The sequence below is a fragment of the Chitinophaga sp. 22308 genome, assembly GCF_052045305.1.
GTDB lineage: Bacteria > Bacteroidota > Bacteroidia > Chitinophagales > Chitinophagaceae > Chitinophaga > Chitinophaga varians_A.
The window spans coordinates 106,449-120,895 of record NZ_JBQEOP010000005.1; the positions used below are offsets into that span (position 1 = coordinate 106,449).

General features: G+C 48.6%; 13 protein-coding genes. 5 read left to right on the forward strand and 8 right to left on the reverse strand.

What is annotated here, in order from left to right; genetic code table 11:
• Positions 1-6: 6 nt before the first annotated feature.
• Positions 7-1,185 carry an AIR synthase related protein gene (locus tag ACTJJS_RS20690; protein WP_440665081.1) on the reverse strand — a complete coding sequence of 393 codons (1,179 nt, stop codon included), beginning with the start codon at positions 1,183-1,185 and terminating at the stop codon, positions 7-9.
• A gap of 119 nt (positions 1,186-1,304) precedes the next feature.
• On the opposite strand from ACTJJS_RS20690, the gene ACTJJS_RS20695 reads away from it, so the two are divergent.
• Positions 1,305-2,246 carry a bifunctional riboflavin kinase/FAD synthetase gene (locus ACTJJS_RS20695; protein ID WP_440665082.1) on the forward strand — a complete coding sequence of 314 codons (942 nt, stop codon included), beginning with the start codon at positions 1,305-1,307 and terminating at the stop codon, positions 2,244-2,246.
• Here ACTJJS_RS20695 and ACTJJS_RS20700 read toward each other — a convergent pair.
• The 3 genes from ACTJJS_RS20700 to ACTJJS_RS20710 are packed head-to-tail and all read right to left on the reverse strand — an operon-like array spanning position 2,243 to position 4,274.
• Complete coding sequence (locus ACTJJS_RS20700; protein ID WP_168872080.1) at positions 2,243-2,512, reverse strand: hypothetical protein; 270 nt, start codon at positions 2,510-2,512, stop codon at positions 2,243-2,245. The genes ACTJJS_RS20695 and ACTJJS_RS20700 overlap by 4 nt on opposite strands.
• Positions 2,513-2,527: 15 nt before the next feature.
• Complete coding sequence (gene holA / locus ACTJJS_RS20705) at positions 2,528-3,523, reverse strand: DNA polymerase III subunit delta (protein WP_440665083.1); 996 nt, start codon at positions 3,521-3,523, stop codon at positions 2,528-2,530.
• Positions 3,524-3,548: 25 nt separating this feature from the next.
• Entirely contained in the window at positions 3,549-4,274 is a 726-nt protein-coding gene (locus ACTJJS_RS20710; RefSeq protein WP_317166424.1) for a ribonuclease H-like domain-containing protein, read from the reverse strand.
• Positions 4,275-4,377: 103 nt separating this feature from the next.
• On the opposite strand from ACTJJS_RS20710, the gene ACTJJS_RS20715 reads away from it, so the two are divergent.
• Complete coding sequence (locus ACTJJS_RS20715) at positions 4,378-5,340, forward strand: hypothetical protein (RefSeq protein WP_168872078.1); 963 nt, start codon at positions 4,378-4,380, stop codon at positions 5,338-5,340.
• A gap of 100 nt (positions 5,341-5,440) precedes the next feature.
• On the opposite strand, the gene ACTJJS_RS20720 is transcribed toward ACTJJS_RS20715, so the two are convergent.
• Positions 5,441-6,256 carry an acetolactate decarboxylase gene (locus ACTJJS_RS20720; protein WP_440665084.1) on the reverse strand — a complete coding sequence of 272 codons (816 nt, stop codon included), beginning with the start codon at positions 6,254-6,256 and terminating at the stop codon, positions 5,441-5,443.
• A 508-nt stretch (positions 6,257-6,764) separates the two neighbouring features.
• Here ACTJJS_RS20720 and ACTJJS_RS20725 point away from each other — a divergent pair.
• A complete protein-coding gene (locus ACTJJS_RS20725) occupies positions 6,765-7,160 on the forward strand; it encodes a response regulator (RefSeq protein ID WP_168872076.1) in 396 nt (131 codons plus the stop codon).
• 88 nt (positions 7,161-7,248) lie between these two features.
• On the opposite strand, the gene ACTJJS_RS20730 is transcribed toward ACTJJS_RS20725, so the two are convergent.
• Positions 7,249-8,892: an ABC-F family ATP-binding cassette domain-containing protein gene (locus ACTJJS_RS20730; protein WP_168872075.1), complete on the reverse strand. Its 1,644-nt coding sequence runs from the start codon at positions 8,890-8,892 to the stop codon at positions 7,249-7,251.
• 158 nt (positions 8,893-9,050) lie between these two features.
• Between ACTJJS_RS20730 and ACTJJS_RS20735 the strand changes: the two genes are divergently transcribed.
• A complete protein-coding gene (locus tag ACTJJS_RS20735; protein WP_168872074.1) occupies positions 9,051-9,719 on the forward strand; it encodes a carbonic anhydrase in 669 nt (222 codons plus the stop codon).
• Positions 9,720-9,730: 11 nt separating this feature from the next.
• Entirely contained in the window at positions 9,731-10,552 is an 822-nt protein-coding gene (gene murI, locus ACTJJS_RS20740) for a glutamate racemase (protein ID WP_168872073.1), read from the forward strand.
• A 75-nt stretch (positions 10,553-10,627) separates the two neighbouring features.
• Here the strand turns inward: murI and ACTJJS_RS20745 are convergent, their stop codons facing one another.
• On the reverse strand, positions 10,628-12,673 hold the full coding sequence (locus tag ACTJJS_RS20745) for a S9 family peptidase (RefSeq protein WP_440665085.1): 2,046 nt from the start codon (positions 12,671-12,673) through the stop codon (positions 10,628-10,630).
• A 172-nt stretch (positions 12,674-12,845) separates the two neighbouring features.
• Positions 12,846-14,234 carry a Gfo/Idh/MocA family protein gene (locus ACTJJS_RS20750; RefSeq protein WP_440665086.1) on the reverse strand — a complete coding sequence of 463 codons (1,389 nt, stop codon included), beginning with the start codon at positions 14,232-14,234 and terminating at the stop codon, positions 12,846-12,848.
• Positions 14,235-14,447: the final 213 nt, after the last annotated feature.

Consider the following 14,447-nt stretch of genomic DNA (forward strand, 5'->3'; position numbering starts at 1 on the left):
GATTTTTTACTGGTAGATAAAAGTGCCTGCCGGCGCTTTTACAGTGACCTGTTTCTGTGCGGCAGCTTCCACTCTTCCGATGATCTGTGCATCGATATTAAAGCTTTTGGAAATACTGATGATATCTGCCGCGATAGCTTCCGGTACGTACAATTCCATCCGGTGGCCCATGTTGAACACCTGGTACATTTCCTTCCAGGAAGTGCCGGACTGCTCCTGGATCAGGGTGAACAGCGGCGGAACGGGAAACAGGTTGTCTTTGATCACATGCAGGTTTTCAATGAAGTGCAGCACCTTGGTTTGGGCGCCACCGCTGCAATGTACCATGCCGTGTATCTGCGGACGGAACTGTTCCAGTACTTTTTTGATCACCGGCGCATAGGTGCGGGTGGGCGACAGTACCAGCTTACCGGCATCTATAGCGCCGAAGCCGGGAATATCAACTTTATCTGTCAGTGCCTTTTTACCACTGAACACCAGTTCAGCCGGGATACCGGGATCATAGCTCTCCGGATATTTGGCCGCCATGGCTTTATTAAACACGTCGTGACGGGCGCTGGTAAGGCCATTGCTGCCCATGCCGCCGTTGTATTCCGTTTCGTAGGAAGCTTGTCCGTAGGAGGCGAGTCCCACTACCACATCACCAGCCTGAATACGGTCATTGGAGATCACATCGCTGCGTTTCATGCGGGCTGTCACCGTAGAATCCACGATGATGGTCCGTACCAGGTCGCCTACGTCTGCGGTTTCCCCGCCGGTGGAATAGATGCTGATGCCGTGTTGGCGCAGTTCAGCCAGGATATCTTCGGTGCCGTTGATGATAGCAGCGATCACTTCGCCGGGCAACAGCTGTTTATTACGGCCGATAGTGGAGGATAACAGGATATTATCGGTAGCGCCTACGCAGAGCAGGTCGTCCATGTTCATGATGATAGCGTCCTGTGCAATGCCTTTCCATACGCTCAGATCGCCGGTTTCCTTCCAATACATGTAAGCGAGGGAGGATTTGGTGCCCGCGCCATCTGCGTGCATGATATTGCAATAAGCATCATCACCGCCGAGAATATCCGGCACTATTTTGCAGAAAGCCTTCGGAAACAGGCCTTTATCGATATTTTTAATGGCATTGTGCACATCTTCCTTGCCAGCTGAAACACCACGTTTGGCGTAAATATTATTATCCACCGGAAATCAAATAAATATGAGAATAAAGTAACAATCTGGCTGCAAAAGTAACAGATTCCGTGCATAATGCCCGCTGAATGTGTTAGATTTGCATGGCATTTTTGATGTTATTGAATTATATGCAGGTTCACAGGGACTTAAAGCATTTACCGGAATTCCGTAATGCGATTATCACGATAGGCACTTTTGATGGCGTACATGCAGGGCACCGCTTCATTATAGAACAATTGGAGCAGGCCGCTGCGGAGTGTGACGGAGAGACCGTGATCGTCACCTTTGACCCCCATCCGCGGGAAGTACTGATGCCTCGCCCCAATAATATCCGGCTGCTCACCACCCTGCCGGAAAAGATCGCCCTGCTGGAACAGGCTGGTATTGATCACCTGGTAGTGGTGCCTTTCACCAAAGCTTTTTCTGAACTCTCCGCCCGCGAATACCTGGAAGACTTTCTGGTAGCTCGTTTCAAGCCACATACCATCATCATTGGTTACGACCACCGTTTTGGCCACAACCGGGAAGGTGGGCTGGAACTGCTGGAAGCGGAACAACAACAATACGGTTTCCGGCTGCTGGAAATCCCACAGCAGGTAGTCAATGATCTCACTGTAAGTTCCACCAAAATCCGTAAGAGCCTGCAGGAAGGCGAGGTATTACTGGCCAATGAACTGCTGGGATATCCGTATTTCCTGAGCGGCACCGTGGTACATGGCGACAAAATGGGCCGGCAGCTGGGTTATCCCACCGCCAACCTTCACCTGAACGACGAACGGAAACTGATCCCGGCAGAAGGCATTTATGCCGTAAGGGTAAAAGCCGCCGGTCATGACGACCTGCTGCCCGCTGTAATGAGCATTGGCTTTCGTCCGACCTTCAACGGCACAGACCTCCGTCTGGAAGTACACCTGTTTGATTTTAATGAAGACCTCTACGGTCAGGAGCTGACTGTCTATTTTATAGCGTATATCCGCGCCAATCAGAAGTTTGACGATATTAAAGACCTGATCGTACAGATGGACAGGGATTCTGCCCAGTCCAGAGAGATACTGGGAGCAAAAGCCTAAAGCTCTTCTCCCAGGAATTCGATTGGTTCCTCTTTCTTTGGCGGTTTCAGTAATTTATAGGCCCTGTAGAAGAAATAGCAGGCCAATGCCAGTCCGCCCAGCAACATTCCTCCTGACTGAAGCACATAGCTGGTGGTATAACCGCCGTTTTTCATGACAGGATGGAGCTTGACCATCATCCATATAAATGTGGCACTGGAGTATAGTGCATAAAACCCGGCTATCAGTACCACTATACCAAGTATTATACGTAATACGGGATGCATCTCAGATGAATTTAATCAGTTCATTATTTTATACATCAGTTCCTTCATCAATTCTCCGTCCTCCACACCTGCATCGTTGATACCAATGCTGCGCAGATTATAGTGTTGCAGCAGCAGGATAGCCTTTTCCGCGTTCTCGGGGCCATACTGGCGGGCCGCAGCCATATAGTCCTTCACAAAAAACGGATGCACGCCCAATGCCGAAGCTATTTCCTTTTCGCCGCCTTTCACGCCGAAGATGAGGTTCACTTTTGCGAAGAAGTTATAGAGGGCGGGCAGCGTCATCTGAATGGGCGCCGCTTTAGGGTTGGCCGCAAAGTAGGAGATGATGCGGAAAACCTTGTCGGCGTTCTTTTGTCCGAGGGCGTTTTGCAGTTCAAATACGTTGTATTCCTTGCTGATGCCTACATATTTTTCGATATCGCCTTCATCGATTTTTTTGCCTGCCGGCAGATTGACCAGCAGTTTGTCTATTTCGTTGGCGATGCGGGAAAGGTCGTTGCCAATATGGTCTACCAGCAGGATGGCCGCTTTCTGCGTGATGGCCAGTTCGCGGCTGCTGACATAGGCTTCCACCCATGCCGGGAGCTGGTTATCGTACATTTTTTTAGTAGACAGCAGCACGCCTTTTTCCTTGATCAGCTTGGCCATTTTGCTGCGGCCGTCTATTTTGCCCTGTTTGTGGGCCACTACAAACACCGTAGATGGCATGAGGTTTTCAATATAGCCTTCCAGTTTAAGCAGGTCGCGCATGGACTGGGCCTCTTTTAGCACCACCACCTGTTTTTCGGCAAACATGGGATAGCGGCGGCAGGCGTTGACCACGGCAGTCCAGTCAGTGTCCTTGCCATATAATACGGTGAGGTTAAACCCTTTCTCTGCTTCATCCAGCAGGTCGTGTTCCGCGTAGGCAGTCACCTGATCGATAAAAAACTCTTCCTCACCTTCCAGCCAGTAGAGGGGCCGGAATTTCTTTTGTTTCCAGTCGCGTATAATGTCCTGATATTCCATGATCTGTTTTTGTGGGTTTGCCCGGTTATTTCACCAGGGTTACCTGTTCTTCCTTCAACAGGGGCAGTCTTTTAAACCGGAGCAGTAGCTGGGCCACGGCTGTTACATCTTTCTGGCAGTAGGCCACTATTCTTTCCAGGTCGTGGTTTTCCCAGTATACCTTCCCTACCATGCTGCCGTCGATATCGTCTTTGGGCGTTTCTATGCCCAATACCGCGGTGAGCAGTTTCAGGGAGATGTAATGCCTTGCATCACCGAAGCGCCAGAGCTGGAGGGTGTCCAGCATGGGCATTTCCCATGGTTTAAAGCCGTGAAGCTGCAAAGGTTTGGGCAAAGATAACTGATGAATAACAGACCGGCGGCAAATAAAAGGAATATCAAATTCTTTTATGTTATGCCCGGCGAACTGGAAGTGGGGATACTTCGTATGAAACTTATCCACTAATGCTAAAAAACCATTGAGCACAATTGCTTCATCGTCATTATAAAACGATTTCATCCGCAAATGATAGGCATTATTTTCCAGGCTGAAGAAGCCGACGGATATACATATAATTTTTCCAAATTCGGCGTAGATCCCAGCCCTGTCAGCGTATAGTTCCGCTTCATTTTCGGATTCTGGCGCAGTTTTTGCCATTTTCTCTCCCCAGAGCCGTTGCATGTTATCCGGCAACTGTTCCAATGCCGAGGTAGCCGGAGTTGTTTCTATGTCCAACAACAATAACTGATCTAATCCTGTATTAGGTAACACGTTTTGAAGACTTTTATGCGTTTGAGAAAATATATTCTATTATTATAGTAATTTTGAATAATGATTTTTAACCATATAACAATTAAACATAAAACAAACAACTATGACTGAGAACACTTTTAACACACCTGCACCGGGTTCACCCGGACCAGAAAAACCGCGCAGCCGCAATGGCCTAATTTACGGTATTTTAATTGCGGCTCTGGCAGGTACCTGGATTTACATGCTGTACGACAAAAATAAATCCAGTGAGCAACTCGCACAAAAAACTGTTCAGGTAGACTCCATTTCTTCATCCCGTGATGCCTTACAACAGGAATATAATGCTGCCAACGCCCGTCTGGACGACCTGGTTTCCCAGAATACCCGTATGGACAGCCTGGTGAAAACCAAGGATAAAGAAATTCAGGATATGAAAGCGCGTATTTCCAGTATCCTGAGCAATAAAAACGCTACACAGGCGCAGTTGGCCGAAGCCCGTCGCCTGATTGAACAACTGAAATCCAGCATCGAAGGTTATCAACAGACCATCGAGCGCCTGGAAGGTGAAAAAATTGTACTGGCAGGTGAAAGAGACGTGGCCCGTAAAGAAAGGGACTCTGTGGGCGTGGTAAAAGACAGCCTGAACAAAAAAGTGGACCTCGGTTCCGTATTACATGCTTCCAACATCCAGCTGCTGCCGCTGCGCATAAAACACAACGGCAAAGAAGTGGAAACTTCCAAAGCTAAACGCGCAGACATGATGCGGGTGAGCTTTGACCTGGACGACAACAGGATCGCTCCTACCGGTGACAAGGAAATTTTCGTTGCCATCACTGCTCCAGACAATACCCCGCTGGCTGTAGAAGCACTGGGTTCAGGCAGGTTCACACTGGAAGACGGTACCGAAAAACTGTACACCACCAAAAAAACCGTGGCTTACACCACTGGTCAGAAACAATCCGTTACCATGGACTGGAAACAGAACTCTGACTATAAAGTAGGTGACTACACCGTTGAAATCTATCACAACGGTTACAAGATCGGCCAGGGTAAAGTGACGCTGAAAAAAGGTGGTCTGTTTTAATCGGACCTGATAAAGAGATATAAAAAACGGGCTAATCCAAAAAGTAAATACTTTAGGATTAGCCCGTTTTCTTACATGTTTGTTGTAGCCTAAACAAAGTTTAGTTTTTCCCTCCCCTTTCCACGCTTTTAATATCCTCCTCCCGGTTCTTTTTAAAATCAAAATGATGGAAGTCATTGGTGGCAGGCACCTTGATGGTGTAGCTGTCCAATATGTCTATCTCAATGGTGATATCATCCGTTTTCAGGTCGATAATATGCCCTCCTGCATCTTTTTGGGCAGACAGATAATGAAAGTGATAACCGGAGATATTCGTATTGTCCATGAAGTAAGGCAGGCGGTAGCCAATCAGGTCGCCCTGTACTTCCTTAAATTCAAAGAATTGCTGCTTGCTGAGCATTGCCGCCAGCGGTGTATGGTCATGCTCCTGAACAGGAGGAAAAGCCCTGGTTTTGATATAGCTGAACTTCCCGCTGATGTGGACGGCGTACATGCCATTCACATTGGTAAGGATGCTGTCGAGATAATGGAAAAGCGCGGTTTTGTCCAGCGTTTGGTGCAGGGAGATTTTCTTATCTGCATGAAAGAAATTAACCATACAGAAGGGCGTCAGCTGTTTGTCGTTTACCAGGAAAGTTTTGCCGGTGTGTTGGGTCTGATAGGTCTTTCCCTGATAGATCATTATTTCTCCGTCCAGCTTGTCCGGCGCTCCCAGGCCAAAATCACCATGTTGCAGAAGGGCTTTATAAGGATAAAAACCATCATACAGGCCACCGATGAGCGCTGACCCGACCCCGGCTGTAAAAAGGGTATGACGGGCCGTGTCCGGAGAAGTATTTTTTGGGGCACTTTTAAGGACCGGCCTTGCACTTTGCAGGCTGCCGGCCAGCAGCAGGAGTAAAAAAGTAAGACGCATGATAATTGAGTTTTCAGGGATTAAATATAGGGCGAAGGTATAGGAAACAAAATACCTGTACATGCAGCTTGTCAATAACATGATGCGAACGTTTCCTCTCTCCGATCAAGATTAGATTTCTTTCCAAAGCCTTCACCAGTGCGGACCACTGATAATTTTTTAACCGTTCTTAATTGTTAACGATTAGTTATTGATAAAAAGTTATATATAAAAATAAAATTAAATTAACGTTCTTTGCGACTATAATTACAAAATAGCCTAAGGCCACCCAAAATGGTGAGGATAACCGGGACCAATGCTTTTGAATCGAGGATGTGACCTGAGTAAATGTACCAGCTTTAACCCGTTTGATGTCATGAAAACGATCTGCGATTTCAGAATTTGTTATGCCCTGAATCGTGGTCATTTATGCGAACAGGAACTCTGATACAGGAATTACATTCCCCTCTTTTTTGTGCGCCGATGCTATTTGACAGGACCAGTTCAGCAGCCCAATTAAACCATAAGCATGGAAGACATGAACAAAATAGTGTACGTTGTAGATGATGATGAAATTTTCCACTTCATTATCAAAAAGATGTTGGTGCAACAGGACGATAATCTTGTCATTACTTCCTTCCTGTGTGCAGAAGAAGCCCTGGAGCAGTTATCCAGTAATCCACAACGCACGCTGCCTTCTCTTATCATCCTGGACATGAACATGCAACGGATGAACGGATGGGATTTTATAGAGGCATACCGCGGACTGAAATCATCACTCAAAAACAATATTCCTATTATCATGTGCTCCTCTTCTGTGGACGTGCGTGACATGCAAAAAGTACAACATACCCCTGAACTGATGGCGTATATTACCAAGCCACTGGACAAGAATAAAATGAAGGTTATTGAAGAATACCTTTAGTCCTTGCTTACTAACTACTATTCCAACTAAAAAAGCAAAGACCTGAGCAGTTGCTCAGGTCTTCGTTTTTTATGCCTTATTTATTTTCTTATGCAAAGACTGCATTGTTGTACATTTCTTCGCGCAGTGTTTTCACACGTTCATCGGCCAGGTACTCGTCGAAAGTCATCATACGGTCGATGATGCCTTTAGGCGTCAGCTCAATGATACGGTTCGCCACAGACTGCATAAACGTATGGTCATGTGTTGTGAACAGCACAATGCCTTTGTAGTTGATCATGCTTTCGTTGAAAGACTGGATAGACTCCAGGTCCAGGTGGTTGGTAGGTTCATCGAGGATCACCACGTTAGGGTCCTGCAGCATCATACGGCTCACCATGCAACGTACTTTTTCACCACCGCTCAGCACAGAAGTTTTCTTCATGATCTCATCGCCGGCGAAGAGCATTTTGCCCAGGAATCCGCGCAGGAAAGGTTCGTCCACGTCTGTAACGTGAGCAGGCACGTATTGGCGCAGCCAGTCCAGCAAGTTCAGGGACGGATCTGTAAAGTAAGCGGAGTTATCGTTTGGCAGATAAGCGTTGGTAACGGTGGTGCCCCACTCTATTTTACCGCTGTCTGCTGCCACTTCGTCCTTGATAACCTGGAAGAAGGTAGTCAGTGCCAGGTGGTCTTTAGACAGGAAAGCGACCTTATCGTTTTTATTGATAGAGAAGGTAACGTCAGTAAAGAGTTTGCGGCCGTCCACTGCTTTTTCCAGTTTTTCCACATTCAGGATCTGGTTACCTACTTCACGCTGTTGTTTGAAGATGATGCCCGGGTATTTACGGTTAGAAGGCTGAATATCTTCAATAACCAGTTTTTCGAGGGCTTTCTTACGGGAAGTGGCCTGTTTACTTTTGGAAGCGTTGGCGCTAAAGCGGGCGATAAAGTCCATCAGGTCTTTCCGCTTATCTTCCATTTTCTTGTTTTTATCAGCGATCTGGCGGGCCATCAACTGGGAAGACTCGTACCAGAAAGAGTAGTTACCGGAGAAGATCTGGATTTTGGCGCGGTCCACGTCTGCCACATGCGTACATACCGCATCGAGGAAGTGACGGTCGTGGGACACCACGATCACGATATTTTCGTAGTCGGCCAGGAAGTTTTCCAGCCAACCGATCGTTTCCACGTCCAGGTCGTTCGTGGGCTCATCCAGCAGCAGGATGTCCGGGTTACCGAACAGTGCCTGGGCCAACAGTACCCTTACTTTCAGGCTACCGGGGATATCTTTCATGAGCACGCTGTGGAATTCTTCTTTCACGCCGAGGTCGCCCAGCAGTACACCAGCATCGCTTTCAGCCGTGTAACCGCCCATTTCACCGTATTCCGCTTCCAGTTCACCGGCGCGCATACCGTCTTCCTCAGAAAAATCTTCTTTGGCGTATATCTCATCCTTTTCCTTGGCGATCTCCCACAGCTTCTTGTTGCCCATCAACACTGCATTCAGTACCGTAACCTCATCAAACTCAAAGTGGTTCTGTTTCAGTACGCTCATGCGCTCGCCGGGAGTGATTTCCACGGTGCCTTTGTTCGGCTCTATTTCGCCGGACAATATCTTCAGGAAGGTAGACTTACCTGCTCCATTAGCCCCAATCACACCATAACAGTTCCCTTTTGTGAAATTGAGGTTTACTTCGTCAAACAATACTCTCTTTCCAAAAGAGAGCGTTACGTTTTTAACACTGATCATGCTGGCTATGTAAATTTTGAAGCTGCAAAGGTACGAATACTATAACTGGATTCCAAGTTAACAGATCTATATCAAAATCAATATTTAACGGTTGATTTTTAAGGGTTTGTACCCATATAACCTTTCTGTACGTATCTTTAGCACAAAAAAACACGGCAATGACAAGTTATAACCAGGTATTTGAAAACAACCGCCAGTGGATAGCCTCCAAACTGGCCACCGACGCGGAGTTCTTTGAGAAAATGGCTGACACCCAGACGCCGGAGTACCTTTATATCGGTTGTAGCGACAGCCGGGTACCCACCAATGAAATCATGGGACTGGGCGCCGGTGAAGTATTTGTACACCGCAATATCGCCAATGTGGTACCCAACACTGATCTCAATGTAATGGCGGTCATCAATTACGCTGTAGTGCACCTGGAAGTGAAACACATCGTGGTATGCGGCCACTATAACTGCGGAGGCGTAAAAGCCGCCATGCAACCCAAAGACCTGGGCATTCTTAATCCGTGGCTGCGTAACATCCGTGACGTATACCGCCTGCACATGGATGAGCTCAATGCTATTCCTGATGAGCACGACCGTTACAACCGCCTCGTGGAACTGAACGTACAGGAACAGGCTATCAACGTCATCAAAACAGCCGCAGTACAGAAATCCTACCTCGCCAAAGGGTACCCTGTGGTACACGGATGGGTATACGATATCAAAAACGGCCAGCTGAAAGACCTGGAAATCGACTTTGAAGGCGTACTGCACGAAATCCAGCGGATATACGACCTCACCGGCTCCGGCATGATGCAGAAAGACAATAATAACCAATAAAGCATACTATCATGGGGCCTATTGGTGTTTTTGACTCCGGCTACGGCGGGCTCACCGTGCTGAAAGAAATCATCGCGGAACTGCCGCAGTACGAATACGTTTATCTGGGAGACAACGCCCGGACGCCCTATGGCGGCCGTGGTTTTGAAACCATCCATGCCTATACGCTGCAGTGTGTGCAGCAACTGTTCGACATGGGCTGCCCGCTGGTCATTCTTGCCTGTAACACCGCCTCTGCCAAAGCACTGCGCACCATACAGCAGAAAGACCTCCCGCGGATAGCGCCCGACAGGCGGGTGCTGGGCGTGATACGCCCCACCACCGAAATGGTAGGCACCCTTACCCAAACCGGCGAAGTGGGCATTCTGGCCACCAAAGGGACCGTTGCTTCCGAGTCCTATCCGATAGAAATCAAAAAATTCTTCCCGGAAGTACAAACCTATCAGCTGGCCTGCCCCATGTGGGTGCCGCTGGTGGAAAACAACGAACACGAAAGCGACGGCGCCGATTATTTCGTCAAGGAATATCTGGATAAAATCCTCTCCCAGTCGACAAACATAGACACGCTGGTACTGGGATGCACCCACTATCCCCTGCTGATGAAAAAAATACGGCAACACCTTCCCGGCGGCATCACGGTCCTGTCGCAAGGCAAAATTGTGGCCCACAGCCTCAAAGACTACCTGAAGCGGCATCCGGAAATGGAATCCCGCCTGAGCAGGAACAACCTCCGCCGCTTCTTCACCACCGATGATCCGGCCATCTTTGATACGATGGCAGAAATCTTCTACGGCAAAACGGTGCAGTCTGAAAAGCTGATGCTGACCGTATAGCCGGTGACGTTATAAACGAAAAAAGACGCTGAGGAGCATCCTCAGCGTCTTTTTTCGTTTATAACCTTTGTGTACCTATTTCGCGAGCTTTAGCAGGAAAGCGTATTCCAGCGCTACTTCCTTCAAGGCTTCGAACCGTCCGGAAGCACCGCCGTGGCCTGTTTCCATATCCGTGTGCAACAGCAGCAGGTTATGGTCTGTTTTCAGCTCCCGTAGTTTGGCCACCCATTTCGCCGGTTCCCAGTATTGCACCTGTGAATCGTGCAGACCAGTGGTCACCAGCAGGTTGGGATAGGCTTTGGCCGTTACATTATCATACGGGGAATAGGACTTCATGTACTCATAAGAGTCTTTGTTTTTAGGGTTGCCCCATTCGTCAAATTCACCGGTAGTGAGCGGAATGCTTTCATCCAGCATAGTAGTCACCACGTCAACAAACGGCACCTGTGCCACCACGCCATGGAACAGGTCGGGCCGCATATTGATCACGGCGCCCATCAGCAGACCGCCGGCGCTGCCGCCCATAGCATACAGCTGGCCCGGATTGGTATAGTTCTCCTTCACCAGGAAGGCAGCACAGTCGATGAAGTCAGTAAAGGTGTTTTTCTTTTTGAACATTTTACCATCTTCATACCACTGACGTCCCATTTCCTGTCCGCCGCGCACATGCGCAATAGCGAATGCAAAGCCGCGGTCCAGCAGGCTGATTCGGTTGGAGCTGAAGGCCGCGTCCAGGCTGTGGCCATAAGACCCATAGCCATACAGCAACAACGGGCCTTTGCCGTTTTTATGGAAATCCTTTTTGTAGACGATGGAAATGGGGATTTTAGTGCCATCTGTAGCAGTGGCCGTCAGTCTTTCAGTAGCGTAGTTTTTAGGATCGTAGCCACCCAGCACTTCCTGTTGCCGCTTCAGTTCCTGCTTGCCTGTTTCCATGTTATAATCGTACACGGAGGTGGGCGTAATCATGGAGGTGTACTGGTAACGCAGTTCTTTGCTGTCCATCTCCGGGTTGATACCGAGGTAGGCGTCGTAGGCCGGTTCTGCAAAAGAAAGATATTTGTCTTCGTGCGTTTTATCATTGATCACACGGATCTGGGTAAGCCCGTTCTTTCTCTCTTCCAGCACCATAAAATCTTTGAACACATCGATGCCGCTTAACAGCACGTCACTGCGATGGGGGATCACTTCTTTCCAATGGTCGCGGCCGGTTTGGTCCAGCGGTGCTTCCATCAGCCGGAAATTCAGCGCGTTCCAGTTGGTCACGATATAGAACTTATCGCCTTTATGATCGATGTCGTACAGCATGTCTTTGGTGCGCGGCTGGAAAACGGTAAAGGCGCCATCAGGTTTGGAAGCATCAAGGACGCGGCTTTCGGAAGAAAGGGTACTGCCGCTGTGGATAACAATATATTTACCGGATTTTGTTTTCTGTAAACTGAGGCTGAAGGTTTCGTCTTTCTCATGATATACTTCCTTGTCCGCATCGTTACCCAGCAAATGTTTCATGACACGGTCGGCCCGGAGGGTAACGGTGTCCTTCAGGGTATAAAAGAAAGTCTTGTTATCATTGGCCCAGCAGGAACCGCCGGTAGTTTCGGGGATAGCGTCTTTATAGGTTTCGCCGGTTTCCAGGTTCTTCACATAGATGGTATAACGGCGACGGCTAACCGTATCAACGCCATAGGCCAGCAGTTTGGTATCGGGGCTGACGCTTAGTCCGCCTACCTGGCAATAGGCATGGCCTACAGCGAGGTCGTTCACATTCAGGATGATTTCCTCGTCTGCTTCCAGGCTGCCTTTTTTGCGGCAGTAGATGGGATATTCCTTTCCTTTTTCGTAGCGGGAATAATAGTAATAACCGTTTTTGAGATAAGGCACGCTCATATCTGTTTCTTTGATACGGCCTTTCATTTCTTCAAACAGTTTTTCACGCAGTTCTTTTTCGGGGGCCATGGTGGAATCCAGGTAGGCGTTTTCGGCATTAAGCCAGGCCAGTACTTTAGGATCTTCCCGGTTGTTCATCCAGTAATAGTTATCAATTCTGGTATCTCCGTGTATCGTCAGTTCTTTTGGAATTTTTTCTGCAACGGGTGGCTGGAGGTTATCCTGATTAGTCATATTTTTTTTCTTTTCGTGACAAGACATTAACACAATTCCTGTAAGTAAAAGTAAGCATACCTTCTTCATGGAAACAGGTTTTACTCAATTTAAGCAATTGCCGATATTTTCTGCATAAAAAAGCGCCATGGAAAAATACCATGACGCCCGTATGTTGATAATATGTTTTGATTTAAGCCAGTACTTTCATTTTTACAGGGTCCCAGCGGAGCTGTTTTTTGCTGAAGTAGCTCTGGTTGGTGACCAGTGCCGGGCCTGCGGCCCGGAGGCCGAAGGTGGCATCCTCTACTACGGCCTTGCCTGTACGCATGGATTCAAAGAAATTTTTAAAGTGGTCCAGCCGGTCGTCGTAACCTGCGGGTGCTGCGTAGTTGCTGGAAGTCTCCACCGGCTTGCCGTTGTTGGCGCCGTAGCGGGCGTTGTAATCTTTCACATATTCGGCCTGTTGTTTTTCGGTGAAAGTGCGGAAGGTGTCCCATCCGCCGTAGCCGGGAGCTTCGGGCAATTTATGTTTTTTGATTTTGAAGTCGTTCCATCCCATCTCCATCACGCCTTCTGTGCCGATGAGGCGAGTGTACTCACCGCCGCCGCTACCGTCAGCGAAGTTCACACGGAGCGTCATCTGGAATGCGGGATGTTCTTTTGTTTCAGGGTAATCGAAGATGGCCACTACCACATCGGGCACGTCGCGGCCGTCTTTCCATTGCACCAGGTTGCCACTGGCATAGATACTGGTGGGACCGAGTGAGCCGGTGATGAAGTGCAGGCCGGAGATCAGGTGCACAAACAGATCACCGGGGATGCCGGTGCCATATGCCTGGTAGTTGCGCCAGCGGAAGAAACGTTTTGCATCAAAAGGCACTTTAGCGGTATCCTTCAGGAAGGTATCAAAATCCACTGTAGCAGGGGAAGCATCTGTAGGAATGGAATACTGCCAGGCGCCGAGTGCGCTGTGGCGGTCCATGCGGGCCTCCACCACGTTCAGCTGACCAATTTCGCCGGCCTGGTAACGTTTACGCGCCTCCGCCATAGCGATACTGCTCACCCGCTGGCTGCCTACCTGGAACACCGCTTTGGTGCGCTGTTGGGTGGCAATCACTTTATGTCCTTCTTCTATCTGCTGTACCATGGGTTTCTCGCAATACACGGCTTTCCCGGCTTCCATGGCGGCGATGGAGATCGTATCATGCCAGTGGTCCGGCGTAGCCACGATGATAGCATCAATATCTTTCCGGTGTAAGAGTTCGCGGTAGTCGCGGGTGGTGAATATCTGCGGGCCATATACCTCCTTTACCCGGTCCAGGTGGCCGGTATAGAGGTCGGCCGCCGCCACGAATTCCACGCCGGGCACTTTGATGGCGGTGTCCACATCACCGAAGCCCATGATGCCCATGCCTACGCAGGCAACACAGATTTTATCATTGGCGGAAAATGGTTTCTCCGGCTGCAGGATGGTCACCGGTTCATTTTCCTTTGCCAGGGCCGCCAGCTGGCCAATGCCCAGCAGCGCCGCAGTGCTGCCGATATGTTTGATAAACTTCCTACGGGATTGATCTGACATATTCCAACAAGATTTTAATAAGATTTTAAAAGCAGCTCTATGATAATAAAAAATATCAGCAATCATGCATCCGAATTATGAGCGGTCAATAGCGTGTTTCGGTGGACTGCTAAAACGCTTCAGCGTGTTTGCGAAAACTTAATACAAACTTCATAATTCCTTCATAAAGACTTAACGGCCTCTATAGTGCTACAGTGCTGGAAGAGCGGTTAT

Bases quoted from the DNA above. Each gene is read 5' to 3' on its own strand.
- ACTJJS_RS20695 (WP_440665082.1), top strand. From the start codon at position 1,305: ATGCAGGTTCACAGGGACTTAAAGCATTTACCGGAATTCCGTAATGCG.
- ACTJJS_RS20700 (WP_168872080.1), bottom strand. From the start codon at position 2,512: ATGCATCCCGTATTACGTATAATACTTGGTATAGTGGTACTGATAGCC.
- holA (WP_440665083.1), bottom strand. From the start codon at position 3,523: ATGGAATATCAGGACATTATACGCGACTGGAAACAAAAGAAATTCCGG.
- ACTJJS_RS20715 (WP_168872078.1), top strand. From the start codon at position 4,378: ATGACTGAGAACACTTTTAACACACCTGCACCGGGTTCACCCGGACCA.
- ACTJJS_RS20720 (WP_440665084.1), bottom strand. From the start codon at position 6,256: ATGCGTCTTACTTTTTTACTCCTGCTGCTGGCCGGCAGCCTGCAAAGT.
- ACTJJS_RS20725 (WP_168872076.1), top strand. From the start codon at position 6,765: ATGGAAGACATGAACAAAATAGTGTACGTTGTAGATGATGATGAAATT.
- ACTJJS_RS20730 (WP_168872075.1), bottom strand. From the start codon at position 8,892: ATGATCAGTGTTAAAAACGTAACGCTCTCTTTTGGAAAGAGAGTATTG.
- ACTJJS_RS20735 (WP_168872074.1), top strand. From the start codon at position 9,051: ATGACAAGTTATAACCAGGTATTTGAAAACAACCGCCAGTGGATAGCC.
- murI (WP_168872073.1), top strand. From the start codon at position 9,731: ATGGGGCCTATTGGTGTTTTTGACTCCGGCTACGGCGGGCTCACCGTG.
- ACTJJS_RS20745 (WP_440665085.1), bottom strand. From the start codon at position 12,673: ATGACTAATCAGGATAACCTCCAGCCACCCGTTGCAGAAAAAATTCCA.
- ACTJJS_RS20750 (WP_440665086.1), bottom strand. From the start codon at position 14,234: ATGTCAGATCAATCCCGTAGGAAGTTTATCAAACATATCGGCAGCACT.